We start from the raw sequence: 19,436 nt of genomic DNA on the forward strand, positions 1-19,436 counted from the left end.
TTGATGTTCAGTCAAGAGTTTTGAGCCTCACTAAATTCTAAAAATTGCTTTTCTTTCTCTCTTTAAAGGGGTATATGGTGAAAAAAATATGATAAAAACTATAAAACAATTGTTGTTCATAGTGGTATTGCTTTTATTTTCTTGCGCTACTGTGTCGTGTGCAGAGTTTTCTCAAGTTGAATTAGATTATGCACGTGGTTTTAATGTAGAAGAAGGTAATGGTTATTATGTTGTTACTGTATATCGTCCCTGGGGAGATTCTGTTGAACCTGAATCGTATCTATTGATAGATCGCGATAAGCCGATTCCCTTAGAGTATAAGAATCTACACGTTATAAAAATTCCAGTAGAGCGAATTGTTACTGCATCAATGACGATGCTCCCCTTTATAGAAAAGCTTGCCCCTCAAGAAGCTCTTGTTGCTGTCGGTGGTAAACGTTATGTTTATTCAGAGAAAATACGAAATATGGATCTTCCTGATGTGGCGTCAGATGCAGGATCTGGTTTGCGTCTTGATATAGAAAAACTTTTAGCTCTTCAGCCTGACGTTGTTTTTATCTATACATATACAGCAGCAGAAAAAGAATCGGTTGATCGCTTGAGAAAATTAGGAATACCGATTGTTATTGCTTCTGATTATTTGGAAGAAACACCTCTTGGGGTGGCAGAGTGGATTAAATTTGTCTCTCTTTTTCTGGGAAAAGAAAAAGAAGCTCAATCTTTCTTCTCAGAAATTGCCGAGAGTTATATATCGTTAAAATCCCTTGCAAACCAGAGTTCTGATAGGCCGACTGTCATGGTTAATGCAGCCATAGGTGGAACGTGGTATGTTTCTGGAGGTCAAAGCTGGCCGGCTCATCTTATTCGAGATGCTGGAGCATGCTATCTTTGGTCTGAAGTCGAGAAGAGAGGAAGTGTTCCTATCGATTTTGAAAAGGTGGTGGAGAGTGCTCTGAATAGCAATTTCTGGATAAATACTTCTACATGGCAAAGTCTTGCCGAAGGCGAGAATGAAGATTCTCGTTATACGATATTTCGCCCTTTTAAAGAAGAAAGGGTATATAACAATAATGCACGAGTTACATCTGAAGGAGCAAATGACTACTACCAACAAGGTATAATGCGCCCCGATTTAATTCTAAAAGATCTAATTTCTATTTTCCATCCAGATCTTTTACCAACTCATAGCCTCTATTTTTATCGCCATTTAGAGGAGCGTTCTTTCCCATGAAGCGTTCGTCTTTTGTTTCTATCTTTTTTTTAAGTGTCTTCTTTACAGGTTGTATTGTTGCTATTCTCTCTCTTTCCTTAGGATCTGTATCCATCCCCCTACGAGATGTCATTCGCGTACTTTTGGGGGGTGGAGGAGTGGAAAATGGGTGGAAAATAATTCTTTTTGAGTTGCGTCTGCCCCGAATTTGCACATCATTAGTAGCTGGAGGAGCTCTTTCTGTTGCCGGTCTTGGAATGCAGACTCTTTTTCAAAATCCTCTCGCAGGGCCTTTTGTTTTGGGCATTAACGCAGGTGCCAGTCTAGGCGTTGCCTTGGCAACGCTTTTAGCGGGAAGTTTGGCAAGTTTAGGACTCGCAACTTCCTCGTGGCTGGGAAGCACTGTCGTTCTTATTGTGATGATGGGAGTGGCGGGCAAAGTAAAAAACAATACAACCCTTTTGATACTGGGACTTATGATTGGGTATGGAGTGAGCGCTTTTGTGAACGTTTTAATTCACTTTAGTTCTCCAGAACGAATTCAACAATTTATAGTTTGGAGTTTTGGCAGCTTCTCTTCTGTAAGTTGGCGTCAGCTTTTATTTCTTGTCCCGGCAGCATGTGTCGGATTTTGTGCCATGCTTTTCTTTGCCAAACAGCTTAATGCCCTCCTTTTAGGGGAAGCGTATGCCTCTACTATGGGAGTTTCTGTATATAGAGTACGCCTGGCTTTAATTGTAATAACGTCTCTTTTGGCTGGAAGTGTTACTGCTTTTTGCGGTCCTGTCGCTTTCCTCGGGGTTGCTGTTCCTCATTTATGTCGCCAAGCTTTGAAGACAGGAGACCACCGTATTTTAATTCCAGCATGTGCTTTATCAGGTGGCGTTCTCGCCCTTACAGCTGATTTTGTAGCTCATATGCCAGGAAGCGCGATGGTCTTGCCTCTTAATGCAGTTACGTCTCTTGTAGGGGCTCCCGTAGTGATATGGATAGTGCTTCGAAGTCGCCGTGGAGGAAATGTATCATGAAGCAAAAATCGTTTCTTCTTTCTGCAGAGAATCTTTCTATAGGATATGGAAAAGGTGGAAAAAGGCGAATTGTAGCCCAGAACCTTTCTGCGACTCTTTATGAAGGAGAGCTTGTCTGTCTTGTCGGTCCAAATGGAGCTGGTAAAACAACACTCCTAAAAACTCTTGCTGGAACTCAAAAACCTCTTGCAGGAAAGAGTAAAGCGATGGAAACTGAGATTTCGACTCTTACTCCTATCAAGCGAGCACAAACATTAAGTTTTGTTTTGTCTGGCCGACCTTTTGTACAGGGCTTTACCGTTTTTGAGCTTGCATCTTTAGGGCGTTACCCCTATACAAATTGGAGAGGAGAGCTTCAAGAGAGTGACAAGAAAACTGTTCTTCAGGCACTTTCAGATGTTAAGGTTCAACATCTGATGGAACGAGATTTTTCCGAGCTGAGTGATGGTGAAAGTCAGCGGGTGCTCATTGCCCGAGCCCTTGCCCAGGACACACCAATTTTACTGCTTGATGAACCGACGGCTTTTCTCGATTTACCTCGGAAAGTAGAGCTTCTCTCTCTCTTACGTCAATACGCTTGGGAAAAACGTAAGGGGGTTCTCATGTCGTTGCATGATATAGATTTGGCCTTGCGTTTTGCAGATCGCCTGTGGGTAATGAATCCGAGTGGCTCCTTTGTTGTAGGAACGCCGGAAGATTTGGCTCTTTCTGGTGTGATCGGAGAGGTTTTTTCTACCGATACAATCCATTTTTCAGAAGATACAGGAGAGTGGAAACTCAAAGAGAACTTGGGGGCTAGGGTCTGTGTTGAAGGAGATACCATTCCTAGTTTTTGGACAAGCAGAGCTTTGCAGAGGAAGGGATATACTCTCGTTTCTGTAAGTCAAGGGAGCTGTACCTTAATAGAAATTGAAGTTTCATCAAATTCTATTCATTGGTCGATTACTTTCCCTTCAGGGGAGAAGATCATAGCTCCTTCTATTGAAGACGTGCTTTTTGCTTTATCTCGTTCTTTTTAATCATTATTCCTTAAGAGAAAATGATATAGGTACTCTAACTTTTCCTGTAAAACTCTCTTCAAAAAGCCATGCTTTAAGGGCCTGAGTGGCGGCACGGTCCAACCGATTAAAACCGCTGCTTTGTTCAGTGTTTACCGCTACAACTTTCCCATTCTCAACGTCTGCTATGCAGATAATTTTCCCCTCTTCTCCTTTGCGACGGCTTAAAAGAGGATATTGGGGGTGAACCTTCCTTTTCACCACAAGGGAAGAAACATCGAAAAGTGTATTTGCTTGTTTTCTAGCATGTCCAGAGTTTCCGCCGGATAGCTCACTAAAAGAAGTTGTTGAAGATTTTGTTGATATATTGGCACTCTGCATGTTCCCTTCTTGCGTACTTTGCTTGTCTTCGGTCAATACGTTGTTATTTTTGCGGGTTTTAGAGAAAGTTTTAGGTTCAGGTGCCTCTTTTTTTTTCGGTGTGGTATCTTTTTTCTTTGTGACTGGAACCTCTTTTTTCTTTTCTGTTTGTGCGTTTTCACCCTTTTCTTTTTGTGGAACAGGAGATGAAGCTGATGCGCCTTTTCCCTCAGAGGAAAGAGAGACAAGACGAAGAGTCATTACTTTGGGAGCAGCGATCTTAGTTTTTGCTTCGTGGGGTAGTGTAGAAAGACATAGCAATATAAAGACATGAAAGATAAGGCTTAAAAGAAAAGGACGCCTAAAGTGTTTCATGTCTTATTCCTCCTGAAGAGCAAGAGATATTTGCCCAAGTCCCTTTTCGTGAAGGCGGCTTAAGAGAGTGGCAACTTTTCCATAAGGAACGTTTCGGTCTGCAGCAAGCAGTACAAGCGTGTTACTTTTTTCCGCTTCCATTATTTTGATTGCAAGCTCTTCTTCTGATACTGGAATCTTATCCCAAAGGAGAGATCCATCTATTTGAAGAGTAACATATATAGCTTCTTCTGATCGCAAGGCATCGGCTTTCCCTTCTGGAAGTTGCACTTGCAGCTGACTTTGACCAAAAGAGGTGGTCAAAACAAAAAAAATGATCAAGATAAATAAGATATCAATTAGTGGTGTAATGTCTATTTCTGGCAAATGTTTTCTTGTTGGGCGTAATGCCATGATTACTCACCTTGTTTATATAAAGACGGATCAGTTGTTCCCATTAGCTTTTCGCGAATCAAAAAGTCAGCGCCGCGATAAAGGGTCTCTTCCTGGTCGTCAATTTTTGCAGAAAGGTAGGTGTAGGCTAACACAGTAGGTACAGCGATACTTAATCCCGCAACAGTCGTTAAAAGTGCTTGCCAAATTCCTCCTGAAAGAGCGATCATGGGAGCCTGATTTGCTTGGGGCAAGTCTCGAAAGATTTGAACCATGCCAAGAACAGTCCCCAGTAATCCCAGTAGTGGTGCTACTCGTGAAATCGTTGCCAGAAGAGAGAGACCTTTAAGCCATCGAAAGAGTTCTCTTCTTATTTGCTGTTCGAGCAAAAGTTTAAAAGCTTCCGTATCTACTTGCCAGTGTGTTACGGCTGCTATAAAGAGACGATGAAGAGACGAATCTCCTGAGCGCACAATTTTAGTGGCCTGTTCTGCATTATTTTCATAGAGAGCCTTACAAAGAGAAAGTTCAAGTTTTTCGGGATCAGTCGATGATCGCCGGAAAAAGAAAAGTCGTTCTACAAAAACAGCAAGAGCAATAATAGAGAGGAAAAATATAATCCACATAATTGGGCCGCCGGCTCTCATTATTTCCATACTACGTCACCTCTAAAATATAAAGTTATCATAAAAGTATGATGAATATCTTAGGTATTGTCAAAAGCAAAACAATTCAGCGGTTGACTCCAAAGTCCAACTATCTTAAAATTCAATACAATTTAATTCTCTCCCGAGTACGCAGTATACATGACTTTAACTCTTGGAGACATTGCTATTAGCGTTTTGTCAGACATTATCATATAAAGGGAGTGGTTCATAGTGGAAAGTTCGTCAAAACCCAGAGAAGGTTTTTCGTCTGGGTTAGCTGTTTTTTTTGCAGCTTTAGGTTCTGCTGTAGGGTTAGGTAATATCTGGAAATTTCCATATTTGACTGGTTCAAATGGTGGAGGGGCTTTTTTATTCGTTTATTTTATATGTATTTTGTTTGTAGGGATACCTGTTTTACTCTGTGAATGGTATATAGGTCGTCGTACTCGTCGAAATGCTATTGGTGCTTTTGAGACGTTAAAACCTGGAACTCCATGGAAGGGTATCGGTTTTATGGGGGTCTTATCCGCATATCTTATTATGTTTTACTATACATGTGTTGCGGGGTGGGTTTACTTTTACTGCTTTAAGGCATTTACGGGGGCTTTTGCTGCAGTAACAGCAAGTAGTGCAGAGGAGCTTTTCGGTCAGGTTATTGGAGTTGGGACAGCAGGTCAGTCTTTCTTCTCCAAAGAAGTGCTTTCGCCGATTTTTTGGCAGGTTATAGTCCTTTGTGTTGTGGGCACAGGTATTTCCATGGGTGTTCGAGCTGGAATTGAACGAATTACCAAAACACTCATGCCTCTACTCTTCATCCTCATCATTATTTGTGATATTAGAGCTCTTACATTACCTGGAGCAGGCCAGGGTATTCATTTCTTATTCCATGTAGACTTTTCGAAAATTACACCAGCAGTTATGTTAAGTGCTTTAGGACTTGCTTTCTTCAAACTATCTCTTGCTATGGGAATTATGATTACGTATGGTTCATACTTCACAGAAGATGTTCACATGTTTAAAACGGCCGGGAAAGTTGCTCTTTCTGATACTCTTGTTTCGATGTTAGCCGGATTGGCCATATTCCCAACAGTCTTTTCTTTTGGCATGGAGCCCACAGCGGGGCCTGGTTTGCTTTTCATGACCATTCCTTTGGTCTTTTCCAAAATGCCTTTGGGAACACTGCTTCTTGCGGCTTTCTTTTTGCTCACATCTTTTGCAGCAACGACAGCGTTGCTTTCTTTGATGGAAGTCCCCGTTGCTTTTTGGTCTGAAGAGTTTAATGTGTCAAGGAAGAAAGCAACATTTCTCAATTGCCTTTTTATCGGTCTTGTTGGAATCACAGCAACTCTGTCTGTTGATAGTTCCAGCCTTTTAGGTGGCATTAAATTCTTTGGAGATGGGTTCTTTGATTTTTATGATCACCTTTCCGCTAATATAATTATGCCGCTCGGAGGTTTTTTAATAGCTGTTTTTGTTGGTTACTTTATAAAGAAAGACGATATTCAGTACGAATTATCCAATCATGGAACATTATGTAACGAGTCATATATTTCCTTTTTCTCTTTCGTTGTTCGTTATGTTTCACCTGCACTTCTTATCATCATTTTCTTGAACACGATCGGTGTCATTGCTTTTTAGTTTATAACGAAGCAGAAATGGAAAAGCCCTCACTTTTCATTGTCAAAAGTGAGGGCTTCTTTATTCATTATTTACGCGTTATCGAGAAGATTTTTCAAGAAGGGTGGCAATGTAAAAGCGGACCTATGTATATCTTCTGTATAATATTTCGTTCCTTCTGGAATAGCGCTTCGGGGAACAGACGGATCTAGTTTTTTAGAACCTATAGTATATGTCCACATCCCAGTGGGGTAAGTGGGCATAGCTCCCCAACAAACAGAAACGACTGGGTAGACTTTTTTCATCTCCGTGTAAGCTCCTGTCATAACATTAGCATCGGAAAAAGGAGATTCGGTCTGAGCTAACATCATGCCGTCTTCTTTCAGAGCATTCTTTACATCTTCATAGAAATTAGCTTCAAAGAGTCCTGCGGCGAATTCAACTGGGTCCGTACTATCAACTATGGCTACGTCAAATTCGTTAGAAACTGAACGAATATAGGCCAAAGCATCCATGCTTCGAACATCTGCCCTTGGGTCGTCCATAGCACAACTCAGTGTCGGGAGATATTTTTTCGCTGCATCAATGACGTCTTTATCAATGTCGATCATTGTTGCTTTTTCGACATTTTTATGACGTAATACCTCTCGCAGAACTCCGCCATCACCTCCACCAACAATAAGTACTCGTTTGGGGTCTGGATGAGCGCAGAGAACAGTGTGTGCCATCATTTCCGAGTAACAAAACTCATCTCGTTCGGCAATTTGTATTGCACCATCAAGAATAAGCATGCGGCCGTATTCCATAGTCTCAACGAGAGTAATATCCTGATACTCAGATTTCTTATTGACAAGAACTTGATTAATACGAAGACTGAGCTTCATATTGGGGGTTTGTTCCTCTGTAACCCAGAGCTCGTTGAATCTTTTAGCTCGACGTTCCAATATTTCTCATCTCCTTTGACTTATTTTTCTCGTGGCAAAATATATGCCGATAGAGGGGGGAATCCATTAAAATACACAGAAGAATAACTTTGTGTGTAAGCTCCAGTAGATAATACGTATATTCGGTCCCCTTCCTCAAGAGTTAATGGCAATTCGTACTTGTACTGTTCATAGAGAATGTCCATACTGTCACATGTAGGACCTGCAATGATAACGTCTTGTGCAAGCCCCTTCTTTTCAACATAAATGGGGTATTTTATTGATTCATCAAGTGTTTCGATAAGTCCCCCAAATTTTCCTGCATCGAGATAGACCCATCGGTACTGGTTAAATTCTGATTTCCTTGAAATAAGAACAACTTCAGAGATTAAAACACCAGCGTCACCTGCCATATAACGTCCAGGCTCAAGAATAATGTCAGGAAGATTTTCTCCAAAGTCTTCTTTCAGGAATCGTGTGATTTCAGTTCCATATACATCCGGCCCCACTGTAGGGTCAATATAACGGGAAGGAAATCCTCCTCCGAGATTTATCATCTGGAGATGGATACCTTTTTCTGCTGCCGAGTCAAAAAGATACTTGCATGTAGAAATAGCGTGATCCCATTGTCCTATATCGCGTTGTTGAGAGCCTACGTGAAAAGAGACTCCGTACGGATCAAGCCCGAGGTCTTTGGCCATAAGTATAAGTTTGTAAATTGTGTCGGGATGAGCCCCAAATTTTCTGGAAAGTGGCCAGTCTGCCCCACTTCCATCAGTAAGAATTCGGAAGAAAACTTTCGAGCCAGGGGCATATTTCGAAAGTTTGTAAAGATCGTTTTCCGAATCTGTTGCGAAAAGTCGAACGCCCTTTTCATAGGCATAAGCAATATCTTTAGCTTTTTTTATCGTGTTGCCGTAGCTTACACGATCTGGTGTAGCTCCCAGAGCTAGAACTTGATTGAGTTCATAGACTGATGCGATATCAAAACAGCTGCCCTTTTTTACGAGCAGTTTCACCACGTCATCGAGCGGATTGGCTTTGACGGCATAATAAATTTTTGCAAAAGGCATGCCTTTTTGTAGAGAATCGTATTGATTTTCGATGACATCAAGGTCAACGACAAGGCACGGCGTTTCTTTATCAGCCGCAAATTCCTTAATACGTTCGAATCGTTCTCTCGTCATAAATCGTGAGAGATCAAATTCGTAGTGATGGGATGTTTCCACTGCAGCACCTCCAATAAATATTTTAGTTTATCTGTACTTATGGTAACGGTTTGATGCTTTTTGTACAAGAAAAGAAAGTGTTATTCTTGACAGCTTCGTCAGACTCTTCTTACACTAGTAACCTAAAACATCAAGTATAAGAAGATACATGATTTTTCTTTAAAAAGATAGACCATGGAGGGAAAAATAATGTTGAACGTTCATACACTTTGTAAAAAATCGTTATTCCATCTCGTAGCCACCTTTTCTAGTGGCTCTTTACATCTTATCGACTTGCCTTTGCCACGCCCTGGCTTTGAAAATTTCCTTTCGACCTGGCTAATCAGAGACACTAAAAGAAAGAGAATCCTTTTAGTAGATCCAGGTCCTACGTCAACTTTGCCTCAGCTTTATGATTCACTTGAAAAACTCGGTATTTCTACCATAGATTATGTATTACTTACTCATATTCATATGGATCACGCAGGAGGAATGGGAGATTTCTTAGCAACCTTCCCAGATGCAAAGATTGTTGCTCCTTCCAATGGGATTAAGCACCTTATAGATCCTTCCAGGCTTGAAAGAGCAAGTAGAGAGACATTGCGAGAAATGGCTGAGACCTATGGACGGATGAGGCCTGTTCCTGCAGATGCTTTTATAGATCCGGAACAGATAGAAGGTATATCATTTATGATGACGCCTGGCCATGCACCTCACCACCAGTCAATTTTTTATGATATTGAAGAGGAAGCTCCTTTGCTTTTTGTTGGAGAGGCAGCGGGCACATATATTGGTGATGCAGAGGGAGTAAACTTCTACTTGAGACCTGCAACGCCCCCTCGATTTTTCTTTGATAAAGCTGAAGGCTCTGTTATGAAATTGATGGAAAGAGCATCGTCTCTTTTATGTTATGCACACTATGGATATGTTCGGCATTCAGAAGTGTTTCTTTCTAGAGCGTTAGCGCAGTTGAGGTTGTGGAAAAGCATACTTGAAAAAGAGTCTGGAACACTCGAAGAATTAATGGATATAATATTAGAAAAAGATAGCAACTTAAAATCTTTTTCATCTTTGACAGCAGGAGAGCAGGCACGAGAACGATACTTTACTTTGAATAGTCTCAAAGGTTTTGTAGAAGAAATTGCCTCAAAAAAAGAATAAGGAGATTTTGAATGAAAGAAAAAATAATGCGACTTTGTTTCATTCTCCTTTTTATAGCGTGTATTGCGTGGCTTCAGATTTTCTTGGCTCGTCTTTTTTCGAACTGAGGAGGCAAATAATGCTGATATTAGCAGCTGATATTGGAGGAACATCAAGTCGTTTTGCCCTTTTTTCCATATTGAAAGGGAAACTTTCTCTCGAAAAAATAATACAAAAAAAGACAAAGGAGTATGCATCTTTTTTTGAGATTTTGGAAGAGATTGCTAGTGAAGATTCCAGCTTTTCTTTTGACAGTGTATCGAGTGGTGTTCTTGCGCTGCCTGGTCCGGTAAACAGTAAAAATGACGTTGTTTTAACAAATGTTTCATGGTCCGTTCCTATACGGGCCCTTCGGCAGCAATATAACAAAACTTCTTTTTATGTCGTTAACGATTTTATTGCTCAAGTATACGGTTGTCTTGCTCTTAAAGAGGAGGATTGCATTATTATTCAGAAAGGGAAACCTGATCCTGGCGGAGTTCTTGCGGCCATTGGCGCAGGAACTGGATTAGGGCATGGTGCAGCAATTCCTTTACCTTCTCAAAAATATATTCCCCTTCCATCAGAAGGAGGACATTCGACGTTTTCTTTTCTTCAAGAAGAACATTCATATGAGTCTTTTTTAAAAAAAAGACTTTCTCTTTCATATATAACGAAAGAGATTGTTGTTTCTGGAAAGGGACTTTCTCTTTTACATGAATTTTTAACGGGGCGCTACCTTTCTCCGCCAGAAGTTGTTTCGAATACTGTCGGTTCTTCACTTACTACAATGCTTTTCTCTTCGTTTTATGCGCGGGCATGCAGAGATTTATGTCTCTACACTTTGCCCACAAGAGGACTTTTCATTACAGGAGGCATAGCCATTTCCAACCCGTGGATCATAGATAACAATATGTTTAGAAAAGAGTTTAATTTTTCCTTTTCACACAGCCAGCTTTTGGGTCAGATCCCTGTGTATCTTCTCAGAAATGAGGCCAATGGCTTGTGGGGCGCTATCTATTATTTTCTTCAGTGTCTCTCTGGTGCTGAACACATAATTGGTTTTAATGATTCTTTTTCATAACGGTAAATAATGCCGTCAAAAGGTTCAGGTTCTTTTGCACTGGAAAGCGTAATAGACGTGTCATCATACGCTATAGAAGTAAGCTTTAACGGAAAAACAAATTTGCTTAAATCTAGAAGAGGTTGAATTTGTGATACAGCTTTTTCTGTAACAAAATCAGGAACATCGACTCGATTGACCCGAACTTTATAATCGTCAAGCCAGATTTGTTGTTGGTTTACTATTTTTAGGCGGCTTTCAATTTCTATAAGGATGTCGAGTTTCAGAAGCAGACGAACAAGGTAATATCCCTTAGCATAAATTCCATCGGGACTAATATCTAATTGTATATTATGCCAATGATCATCATCTCCAAATTCTTTTTGGAGTAAGTTTCTGTTTATGTCATCTTCACAGATGACACCTTTAGCATGGATATTCATAATATAGTTAACTTGAGGGCCTTCTTCGCCCCATGTAGTTATGGGGGAGAGTTGTACTCCCATGGCTCTAAGCGAAAGACTTTTGATACGAACTCCACCAATAATAGCCCCCTGTATATCCATGTACATATCACGAATATACCCATTTTCGTTGGGTTCTTCATCAAAAACAATAGTCATCTTTTCGGGATCAAGTTCTTTAATGAAATGATGTTGAAGACGTTGACCTGTAGTCAGCGCTGATATTTCTTGCCCCCAAAGAGGAGCGGAATGAAATATGAGGATAATGGAAAGCAAGCACAGAAGAGAGTTTCGCCTCATTGTATACCCTCCTAAGGAATTAAATAAAATAGACCTAAAGTCATTTTATCATTAATAGATTCTTTTTTTGATAGAGATGGATAAACCAATATCCTTTGTTAATTTCTTTTTGCAAAATATAATTTCGTTGAGAGACTTTTTCTTTTAGTTTTTGGGGAGTAACGTAAAAAACAGGAGAGATGAATTTTTCTTCAAGCCAGCCTATCATTGTGGCAAGAAGAGAGCTTTTGTTAAATTCGTAAATGAGTAAAAATCCATCAGGAGAGAGAATACGGTCAATTTCTTCAAGAAGAGCGTCTTGTTGTTCTATATGATGATATGCGTCAGAGAGGATTATTCCATGAAAATAGTTATCTTTATATGGAGTAGATTTGCCGTCACCAATAGTAGTTATTACAGGGGAATCGTCTAAATAACGGATCATATCTGGACTCGTGTCTATAACATGTATTTCTCGCTGTTCTCCAAGGAGCTTGCGAGCCAGATAACCGGTTCCTCCTCCTATGTCAAGAATGCGTTGATTAGCCTTGAGTGGGGCTAATTTTAAAATATGTTTAGTTTTATAAAGGCCTGTGACGATCATGAAAAAATCGTAAAAATGAGCAAATCTTTTGAAAGGATCCTGAACTTTTTTCATGATGAAGTCTCTTGCATCACTTCTTTTTCAACGAAGTCTATCTGTTCCATAAGACTTTCCCATTCTTTCATATATTGACTCAACAAAGCATTAATTTCGTTATATCGAACCATGATTTTTTGCACTTCCTGAGAATTTTCCAAGAAAGTGGGGTCGCAGAGCATTGATTCAATCTCTTGTTTTTCTTCTTCTGTCTTCTCAATTTTTTCTTCAAGAGGAGAAAGATGTTTCATGATTTTTTGCTTCTCCCTGTAAAGCAGATTTCTTTGTTCTGCTTCTTTGCGTTTTCTTTCTTTTTCGTCATTTTTGCTTGATACGTTTTCTTTTTCTTTGCTAGCTTCTATATCTTTTTGCTGGTTAAGCCGTTCAGCTCTTTTTTCTATGAAATATGAATAATTTCCGGGGTAATCAAATATTTCCCCATCTCGAATTTCTATAACTCTCGTTACAAGATTATCAAGAAAATACCTGTCGTGAGAGACGATAATGACAGTCCCTCCATATTCAGTTAGTGCTTGTTGAAAAACATCACGAGTTTGCATATCGAGATGGTTTGTAGGTTCGTCTAGGATAAGAAGATTGGTTTCTTCTAAAAGAAGTTTCAACAGAGCTACTCGCGATTTCTCGCCACCGGAAAGAACGGAGATAGATTTATATATATCATCCCCAGAAAAAAGGAAGGCCCCGAGAAGGCTTCTTTTTTCCATATCTGTTCCAAGATATCCTGTATGTGAAATTTCTTCCCAGATTGTACGGGAATAGGTTAGGTTTTTAGCACTTTCCTGAGAAAAGAACCCCATTTTTACATTGTAACCAAGAGATACTTCTCCGTATGTAGGTTGTTCCGACAAGCTAATAAGGCGAGATAGAGTGGATTTCCCCGCGCCATTGACACCAACAAGGGCAATTTTTTCCCCGCGATGAACAGTAAAGGAGATGTGTTGAAAAACGGTGTGATTCCCGTAATCCTTTTGCACGTCTTTTACAGATAGAACTTCATGCCCGCTACGGGGAGATTGAGGAAAATGAATGCCAATAACTTTTTGAGAGTCATCGATTTCAACAATATTCATCTTTTCAAGTCTCTTTATTCTGCTTTGGACTTGAGTTGCCTTTGTGGCTTTATAGCGAAAACGTTCTATAAAAGCCATTTCTTTCTCTATTTCAGAGCGTTGTTTGCGAGCTATTCGTTCTAGCTCCTCTTCTCGTCGTGCTTTTTCTTCCAGATACCATGTAAAATTCCCTTTATATACAGTAATGTTTTCATGAGAGAGTTCTGCGATTGAAGAACAGATTTTATCAAGAAAATGTCTATCATGTGAGATCGTTATAAGCGTTCCGCTAAAATGAGAGAGCCAGTCTTCAAGCCATTCCATACTTTCAGTGTCAAGATGGTTCGTAGGTTCATCAAGAAGAAGAACGTTAGGGGAAGAGAGCAGAATGGCAGCCAGAGAGATTCGCATTTTCCATCCTCCAGAAAACTCCCCTGTATATCGTTGTCCATCTTCTTCTGCGAAACCAAGCCCCTTCAGTACTTTTTGTGCCATTGCCGTAAATTCATATCCACCCAGTTGCTCATATTGGTGAACGAGAAGATCGTGTCTTTTTAAAAGAGTTTTGTATCCTTCCCCTTGGTTTTGAGCTGTTTGAGCAACGTTTTCTTCAATGATTCGGAGCTCTTTTTCCAAAGAATCTATTCCAGCCTGTTTTTTCAGATAGTTGAGAAGGGGGATATTTTCTATCTCTACCAGATCTTGCGGAAGATATCCGATACGCGAATTTCTGGGAAAGGTTATATTTCCTTCTTTGGGCTCAATCAGCCCCATTAAGATTTTAAGAAGGGTTGTTTTCCCACTTCCGTTATTTCCTACGAGCCCAACTTTACTGCCCATATTGATGGCCCAGTTAAGATTGCTATAGAGTTGTTGTTCCCCAAAGAAATGCGTAATATTTATTAATTGAATCATTCTTCTCACCTTTTATCCCTATTCTGCGGCAGGAATTATACCATGTAAACATAAAAGAAGAAGAGTCCTCTTGTGTATGCTATGATACTATTTTCTGATGATTGTAGAGAGTTGACCGTTTATCGGAGGGATTTGTAATGCAAAGTAAGGGTGGAATGAGCAAAGGATTACATTATCGCTGGGTTGTTTGGGGAATTATGGTTCTAGCCTACATGGTTGTTTTTTTCCATCGTCTTGCAGCAGGAGTTGTTCGCAGTGATCTTGTAGATTCCTTTGGTTTGAGCGGCGCAGCTTTTGGTACATTAGCTTCTCTCTATTTTTATGCATATATGATTATGCAAATTCCTGTTGGTCTTTTAGTTGATTCTCTGGGAGCAAGGATCACAGTTTCTGTTGGTATTTTTATAGCTGGAATAGGAGCTCTTCTTTTTGGGTCTGCCCCTACCACTTTTGTTCTTTTTTCAGGCCGTTTTTTTGTCGGAATAGGCGTAGCCACAGTTTTTGTATCTATACTGAAGGTACAATCAAAATGGTTTAGGGAACGTGAATTTGCTACGGTTTCTGGCATGACGTCTCTTATTGGTAATGGAGGGGGCCTCTTGGCTCAAACACCTCTTGCCTGGGCTGTTGCTCTTCTTACATGGAGAAACACCTTTTTGGCAATAGGCATATTTTCCATCTTTTTAGCTGTTGCATGCTATCTCTTAATTCGTAATACTCCTCAAGATTTGGGATTCCCTCCCATTAACGAAGTTGATATATCAAATAGTGATGTTCTAAAAAAAGAGATAGAGAAGAAAGAGAGCCTAAAAGAAGGGTTTAAACAGGTTCTTCGAGTTCGGCGTTTATGGCCTGTGATCCTCTTCTTCGCATTAAATCAGGGAGCAAGTCTCTCTTTTACCAGCGCTTGGGGCGTTGCCTTTATGGAATCTGTCTATGCTCTTCCTACATCTGTGGCTTCTTCGTATATAGCAATTATATTGGTGGGATTAATGCTTGGCAGCCTCTTTTCAGGTTGGTTTTCAGATAAAGTGGGGCGAAGAAGATGGCCTATGTTTTTGCTCGTTTCTTTAAACATTGCAACATGGGGTATTTTAGTTTTCTATAATGGAGGACATCCGCCGATTTGGTTGTTAAAACCCCTCTATTTCGTGATGGGGGTGTCAACTACTGCGTATGTAATGTCATGGGCTCTTGCGCGTGAGTTGGCTCCCTCACGCTTTACAGGTATTGCCATATCCTTAATGAATACAGGTTGTTTTTTATCTATAGGGCTTTTTACGACACTCATTGGGAAAATTCTTGATCGTTACGCTGGTATTCTTGATAGTATTCCCCTTTTCCAACGGGCATTGCTTCCATGTTTTGTTGCGGTAGTCTTAAGTTTTATTTGTATATTTTTTATTCCCGAGACAAAATGTATAAATATTTATGAAAAGAATTGTGCAGGATGATAAAACCTTAAATATTGCTTGACAGTATTTACTCGATCAGGTATCGTTTAATGGCCGTATTAATGTGTATAAACGGCTCTATATTCTGCATTAGGAGGATTCATTTTTATGGCTCAGGGCACAGTGAAATGGTTTAACGATAGCAAGGGTTACGGTTTTATAACAACAGATGAGGGTAAAGATGTTTTCGTGCATTATAGTGCAATTATGGGTGACGGATTCAAGACCCTAAGTGAAAATCAGAGAGTGTCTTTTGACGTTACTCAGGGGGATAAGGGGCCCCAGGCTGCTAACGTTCAGAAAATGTAATTACGATCATACTTTACATTCGTTGAAATAGACATTAGTCAAAATAAAGAGAGGAGCCTAGGCTCCTCTCTTTTATATTTAATGTTCCTATCGTTTTTTACGTTGTCTTGGGGCCTTATGTCCCCATTTCTCACTGGATTTACGTTGTGGTTTCTTTTCTTCGGCAAGTAAACCTCGCTCGATAAGGCGATTTCCCAATCGTTCAAAGTCTTTTTCTGCTGCTGGTAACAGTTCTACATGGGCATGATCATTTTTAAGGCGAATAGCGCCAACTCCGGACTTATTAATGTTCAAAGTTGAGCATATGACTCTTAATATTTTCCCTACATCCCAACCGTGATCAGTGCCTCTCTCTATTCGTATGACGGTTTTATGAGAGTGACCAGAGCCAAAGCTTTCTTTTTTCCTGTTTCTTCTAGATGTCCGTCCTTGTTTCATTTCTTGATCAAGGTCTGCTGAGAGTTCATAGCCAGCATTTTTACGAGAAAAAAGAAGGCCAAGTAGCCGCGAAGCTAGAGCACGACTTTCGTGACACTCGAGAAGAGAGTCTGCCCACTCGAGATTCTCCTGTGTTTCATAATGTTCAGCAGCAAAAATTTTTTCTTCATAAAGAATACGTTGTTTCTTACGGATATCCTTGGGGTCGGGAACATTTTTCCATGTTATGGAGATATTCGAAGTTCGTACCATACTCTTGAAGGCTGCGGCTTCTTTGGGAGAAAGTACAAGTAGATCTCGTCCTTCATGACCAGCTCGTCCTGTTCTTCCGCTTCTATGTACAAATGTTTCTCTGTTATCGGGCAAGCCCATCTGAATAACGTGAGAAACTCCCTGAATATCCAGCCCTCGAGCAGCTACGTTTGTAGCAACAAGAAGAGGAACACGTCCACTTCTAAATTGAGAAAGAGCCATATTTCTTTCCCTCTGGCTCATTTCACCATGAAGGCAGACAGCCTGAAAATTCTCATCATGAAGTTTTCGTGCCAGTTCTACTGTTTCCGCACGTGTATGGCAGAAAAGAATTCCCCTCGTTGGTTTTTCCCACAAAAGGGTATTGACAAGCCCTTCTTCTTTGTGGCGAGATGGCACCAGGTATACTTCATGAACAATGTCCTCATTGGCCTCGCCCTCTTTATTCAAAGCGATAAAGAGAGGAGTTGTAAGGTATCTTTTTGTAAGGTTCTTGATTTCTGCAGGCATAGTTGCAGAAAAAAGCCATATTTGCTTTCGATCTGGAAAACTATCAAGAATGGCTTCTAGTTCCTCTTTGAAGCCGAGATCAAGCATATGGTCTCCTTCATCAAGAACAACAGTCTCTATTCCTGACGTGTCGAGAGTTCCTCTTCTGATATGGTCTAAAACTCGTCCAGGCGTTCCCGTTACTACGCAAGAACCATCTCGCAGAGAACGAATTTGCCTTGACATGTCCATTCCACCGACGAGAGATGCTGTAGAGATATTAAGATATCTCCCGAGCCAATCGGCTTCTTTCCATATTTGTTGAGAGAGCTCTCGGGTAGGTGAGAGTATTAACGTTTTTGATTTTCTATCACCAGGGGTAACTCTCTGTAGTAAAGGGAGAAGAAACGCCAATGTTTTACCAGAACCTGTTTCTGCTCTGACAAGAACATCTTTCTCCCAGATATTTTCAGAAAGAACTCGGTCCTGCACTGGGGTTGGAGAAGAAAAACCTCTCTCTGAAAGGGCTTTAAGAAGTTCTGGCCGAAGTTCGTATTGCTCAAAGTTGTTTTGTTTCATGAATACAAAAATGCCTCCTGTTTCTCATTGGGCATAAAAAAGTGGCCACCCTCAAGAGGGGGCCACTATCTAAAATACCCGTTCTTGTGTTCTCCTATTATGCAGAAGTTTTGAACTTTGTCAACTAAATTCAAAAATAGTCTTATTATAGTTTGTTTACTTTCCAGACCTCTCTGCGACTTGACAGTAATGAAATTGTTAGAATATTATACTTTTAAAATTAGAGTTTTATAAAGAGGAGATGAAAGTGAAAAATAAAGGATGGAAATGTATATTTCTTTTGTCGTTTTTATGCCTATGTCTTTTTTTACAGCCGAATCCTGTTCTATCTTCTACTCTCATAAATAGAGAGGAGTATCTCAGAATAGTGGATACTCAGAATCCTACTCTTTTAGCTCTTGTGAAACAAGCAAAAGCTAAATTCTCAGAAGTTCAGTCCTTAGTTGCCCATCAGAGGCTTGCCATAAATCTTCAAACAGAGAATATCGTTTTTACTGGAAGCAATAAAAATGAACAGACATTATCTTTAAACGTACTTCAAAAAATAGATATTGCTGGAAAATATCTTCCTGAAGAAGAATACTATCTTATTGAATATGAGAAATCTATTTTCCAATATAAAGATGAAAAAAATAAAATTCTTGCGCAGGCCGAAAAGGCCTTTTGGGAAGCTGCGTGGGCTAAAGAAAATGTAGAGTTACAAAAAAATATTCTTTATGAGAGACTTGAACTATTAAAAGTAGCTCAAGAAAAATATAAGCAGGGAATGGTTCCAGAACTTGATGTTATTAGAGCATCTACACAAGTAGAAGAAAGCCGGAGCTTTTTGACTGAAGCTGAAGCTTTTTTCCAAAATGCTTTGACCTCCATGAATGTTCTTGCGACAAATCAACATTTGAATATGATTCCAGAAACAGCCCTTTCTTCGTTGAGCATATCAACCTCGTCTGTTCTATCTGTAAATTCATCAACTATTGAACTAATTTTAGCCAACAGAGATGATTTGAACATACTCAATTTGACGTTAAGACAACTGGAACTCTCGCGCATTCTTGCAGCCAAAGGACTTTCTCCAATGCTTGAAGCTAGTTTAGGATATGTAGCCCTTACCGATAGCGAGCAAAAAGAGTCTTTGGAAGGTGATATCCGTCTCTCGTTAGTAATGACAGTGCCTATTATTGATGGACAAAAATCGAAATTGCAACAGAAGCAATATGAAGAGTTAATACAATCGACTCATTACAATATACAAGCTAAAGAAACCTCTATATATCAAGAAGTGGTAGAAGCTCAAAATGATTGGGAAAAATCGCTAGCTTTGGAAAAAAGCAGAAAACAGCAATTGGATCAGAGTACCCGAGAGTTGGCTATTACAAGGTTGATGTACCAAGAGGGAATGGGCAATCAACTTGATCTTTTACGTGCTCAAGTAGAGAACCAGAGAGTCCAGACGGAATATTTGGCAGCCATTCGGGATGTGTATAAATCCTTAGCGGAATTAAAAAGAGTTGCTGGAGGGTATAGTCATCCTGAAAGCGGACCAGACAAAGAAAGTTAGAAAAGGTGT

18 protein-coding genes are annotated in these 19,436 nt (G+C 40.0%); 9 read left to right on the forward strand and 9 right to left on the reverse strand.

The annotated features are described in order from the left end of the window. The first annotated feature begins 88 nt into the window (after nucleotides 1–88). From ACZ5GY_RS01040 to ACZ5GY_RS01050, 3 genes are read left to right on the forward strand one after another with little or no spacing between them, the layout of a single operon-like run. A complete protein-coding gene (locus ACZ5GY_RS01040) occupies nucleotides 89–1,231 on the forward strand; it encodes an ABC transporter substrate-binding protein (RefSeq protein WP_213696032.1) in 1,143 nt (380 codons plus the stop codon). Further along, complete coding sequence (locus ACZ5GY_RS01045) at nucleotides 1,228–2,238, forward strand: iron chelate uptake ABC transporter family permease subunit (RefSeq protein WP_213696033.1); 1,011 nt, start codon at nucleotides 1,228–1,230, stop codon at nucleotides 2,236–2,238. The genes ACZ5GY_RS01040 and ACZ5GY_RS01045 overlap by 4 nt, the downstream gene beginning before the upstream one ends. Next, entirely contained in the window at nucleotides 2,235–3,257 is a 1,023-nt protein-coding gene (locus ACZ5GY_RS01050) for an ABC transporter ATP-binding protein (RefSeq protein WP_213696034.1), read from the forward strand. The genes ACZ5GY_RS01045 and ACZ5GY_RS01050 overlap by 4 nt, the downstream gene beginning before the upstream one ends. Nucleotides 3,258–3,260: 3 nt before the next feature. Here ACZ5GY_RS01050 and ACZ5GY_RS01055 read toward each other — a convergent pair whose 3' ends face one another. From ACZ5GY_RS01055 to ACZ5GY_RS01065, 3 genes are read right to left on the reverse strand one after another with little or no spacing between them, the layout of a single operon-like run. After that, entirely contained in the window at nucleotides 3,261–3,971 is a 711-nt protein-coding gene (locus ACZ5GY_RS01055) for an energy transducer TonB (protein WP_464111920.1), read from the reverse strand. 3 nt (nucleotides 3,972–3,974) lie between these two features. Continuing rightward, a complete protein-coding gene (locus ACZ5GY_RS01060) occupies nucleotides 3,975–4,364 on the reverse strand; it encodes an ExbD/TolR family protein (RefSeq protein WP_213690944.1) in 390 nt (129 codons plus the stop codon). A gap of 2 nt (nucleotides 4,365–4,366) precedes the next feature. Beyond that, nucleotides 4,367–4,999 (reverse strand): MotA/TolQ/ExbB proton channel family protein, encoded by a 633-nt coding sequence (locus tag ACZ5GY_RS01065; protein WP_213690945.1) that lies wholly within the window; start codon nucleotides 4,997–4,999, stop codon nucleotides 4,367–4,369. Between the two features lie 222 nt (nucleotides 5,000–5,221). Between ACZ5GY_RS01065 and ACZ5GY_RS01070 the strand changes: the two genes are divergently transcribed. Further along, a complete protein-coding gene (locus tag ACZ5GY_RS01070; RefSeq protein ID WP_213690946.1) occupies nucleotides 5,222–6,628 on the forward strand; it encodes a sodium-dependent transporter in 1,407 nt (468 codons plus the stop codon). A gap of 71 nt (nucleotides 6,629–6,699) precedes the next feature. On the opposite strand, the gene speE is transcribed toward ACZ5GY_RS01070, so the two are convergent. Next, nucleotides 6,700–7,551 carry a polyamine aminopropyltransferase gene (speE, locus tag ACZ5GY_RS01075; RefSeq protein ID WP_213690947.1) on the reverse strand — a complete coding sequence of 284 codons (852 nt, stop codon included), beginning with the start codon at nucleotides 7,549–7,551 and terminating at the stop codon, nucleotides 6,700–6,702. A 20-nt stretch (nucleotides 7,552–7,571) separates the two neighbouring features. After that, nucleotides 7,572–8,759 carry a type III PLP-dependent enzyme gene (locus tag ACZ5GY_RS01080; RefSeq protein WP_307879556.1) on the reverse strand — a complete coding sequence of 396 codons (1,188 nt, stop codon included), beginning with the start codon at nucleotides 8,757–8,759 and terminating at the stop codon, nucleotides 7,572–7,574. A 189-nt stretch (nucleotides 8,760–8,948) separates the two neighbouring features. Between ACZ5GY_RS01080 and ACZ5GY_RS01085 the strand changes: the two genes are divergently transcribed. After that, on the forward strand, nucleotides 8,949–9,899 hold the full coding sequence (locus ACZ5GY_RS01085) for an MBL fold metallo-hydrolase (RefSeq protein WP_213690948.1): 951 nt from the start codon (nucleotides 8,949–8,951) through the stop codon (nucleotides 9,897–9,899). Between the two features lie 118 nt (nucleotides 9,900–10,017). Next, nucleotides 10,018–11,001 (forward strand): glucokinase, encoded by a 984-nt coding sequence (locus ACZ5GY_RS01090; protein ID WP_213690949.1) that lies wholly within the window; start codon nucleotides 10,018–10,020, stop codon nucleotides 10,999–11,001. On the opposite strand, the gene ACZ5GY_RS01095 is transcribed toward ACZ5GY_RS01090, so the two are convergent. From ACZ5GY_RS01095 to ACZ5GY_RS01105, 3 genes are read right to left on the reverse strand one after another with little or no spacing between them, the layout of a single operon-like run. After that, the gene (locus ACZ5GY_RS01095) at nucleotides 10,947–11,744 is read right to left on the reverse strand and encodes an LmeA family phospholipid-binding protein (protein WP_213690950.1); all 798 of its coding nucleotides are present in this window, start codon (nucleotides 11,742–11,744) and stop codon (nucleotides 10,947–10,949) included. The two genes, ACZ5GY_RS01090 and ACZ5GY_RS01095, sit on opposite strands and share 55 nt — an antisense overlap. Nucleotides 11,745–11,784: 40 nt before the next feature. Further along, on the reverse strand, nucleotides 11,785–12,381 hold the full coding sequence (locus ACZ5GY_RS01100; RefSeq protein ID WP_213690951.1) for a class I SAM-dependent methyltransferase: 597 nt from the start codon (nucleotides 12,379–12,381) through the stop codon (nucleotides 11,785–11,787). Beyond that, nucleotides 12,378–14,348: an ABC transporter ATP-binding protein gene (locus ACZ5GY_RS01105; RefSeq protein WP_213690952.1), complete on the reverse strand. Its 1,971-nt coding sequence runs from the start codon at nucleotides 14,346–14,348 to the stop codon at nucleotides 12,378–12,380. The genes ACZ5GY_RS01100 and ACZ5GY_RS01105 overlap by 4 nt, the downstream gene beginning before the upstream one ends. Nucleotides 14,349–14,485: 137 nt before the next feature. On the opposite strand from ACZ5GY_RS01105, the gene ACZ5GY_RS01110 reads away from it, so the two are divergent. Further along, entirely contained in the window at nucleotides 14,486–15,802 is a 1,317-nt protein-coding gene (locus ACZ5GY_RS01110; RefSeq protein ID WP_213690953.1) for an MFS transporter, read from the forward strand. A 108-nt stretch (nucleotides 15,803–15,910) separates the two neighbouring features. Next, complete coding sequence (locus ACZ5GY_RS01115; protein ID WP_213690954.1) at nucleotides 15,911–16,111, forward strand: cold-shock protein; 201 nt, start codon at nucleotides 15,911–15,913, stop codon at nucleotides 16,109–16,111. Between the two features lie 87 nt (nucleotides 16,112–16,198). Here the strand turns inward: ACZ5GY_RS01115 and ACZ5GY_RS01120 are convergent, their stop codons facing one another. Further along, nucleotides 16,199–17,869, reverse strand: a complete 1,671-nt coding sequence (locus tag ACZ5GY_RS01120) for a DEAD/DEAH box helicase (protein WP_213696038.1) — start codon at nucleotides 17,867–17,869, stop codon at nucleotides 16,199–16,201. A 367-nt stretch (nucleotides 17,870–18,236) separates the two neighbouring features. Here ACZ5GY_RS01120 and ACZ5GY_RS01125 point away from each other — a divergent pair, with 367 nt between their 5' ends. After that, a complete protein-coding gene (locus tag ACZ5GY_RS01125; RefSeq protein WP_213690956.1) occupies nucleotides 18,237–19,427 on the forward strand; it encodes a TolC family protein in 1,191 nt (396 codons plus the stop codon). Nucleotides 19,428–19,436 lie beyond the last annotated feature (9 nt).

This window comes from Aminobacterium thunnarium (assembly GCF_055390565.1).

Bases quoted from the DNA above. Each gene is read 5' to 3' on its own strand.
- ACZ5GY_RS01105 (WP_213690952.1), bottom strand. From the start codon at position 14,348: ATGATTCAATTAATAAATATTACGCATTTCTTTGGGGAACAACAACTC.
- ACZ5GY_RS01085 (WP_213690948.1), top strand. From the start codon at position 8,949: ATGTTGAACGTTCATACACTTTGTAAAAAATCGTTATTCCATCTCGTA.
- ACZ5GY_RS01120 (WP_213696038.1), bottom strand. From the start codon at position 17,869: ATGAAACAAAACAACTTTGAGCAATACGAACTTCGGCCAGAACTTCTT.
- ACZ5GY_RS01060 (WP_213690944.1), bottom strand. From the start codon at position 4,364: ATGGCATTACGCCCAACAAGAAAACATTTGCCAGAAATAGACATTACA.
- ACZ5GY_RS01065 (WP_213690945.1), bottom strand. From the start codon at position 4,999: ATGGAAATAATGAGAGCCGGCGGCCCAATTATGTGGATTATATTTTTC.
- ACZ5GY_RS01045 (WP_213696033.1), top strand. From the start codon at position 1,228: ATGAAGCGTTCGTCTTTTGTTTCTATCTTTTTTTTAAGTGTCTTCTTT.
- ACZ5GY_RS01115 (WP_213690954.1), top strand. From the start codon at position 15,911: ATGGCTCAGGGCACAGTGAAATGGTTTAACGATAGCAAGGGTTACGGT.
- ACZ5GY_RS01110 (WP_213690953.1), top strand. From the start codon at position 14,486: ATGCAAAGTAAGGGTGGAATGAGCAAAGGATTACATTATCGCTGGGTT.
- ACZ5GY_RS01050 (WP_213696034.1), top strand. From the start codon at position 2,235: ATGAAGCAAAAATCGTTTCTTCTTTCTGCAGAGAATCTTTCTATAGGA.
- ACZ5GY_RS01095 (WP_213690950.1), bottom strand. From the start codon at position 11,744: ATGAGGCGAAACTCTCTTCTGTGCTTGCTTTCCATTATCCTCATATTT.
- ACZ5GY_RS01090 (WP_213690949.1), top strand. From the start codon at position 10,018: ATGCTGATATTAGCAGCTGATATTGGAGGAACATCAAGTCGTTTTGCC.
- ACZ5GY_RS01040 (WP_213696032.1), top strand. From the start codon at position 89: ATGATAAAAACTATAAAACAATTGTTGTTCATAGTGGTATTGCTTTTA.
- ACZ5GY_RS01055 (WP_464111920.1), bottom strand. From the start codon at position 3,971: ATGAAACACTTTAGGCGTCCTTTTCTTTTAAGCCTTATCTTTCATGTC.
- ACZ5GY_RS01100 (WP_213690951.1), bottom strand. From the start codon at position 12,381: ATGAAAAAAGTTCAGGATCCTTTCAAAAGATTTGCTCATTTTTACGAT.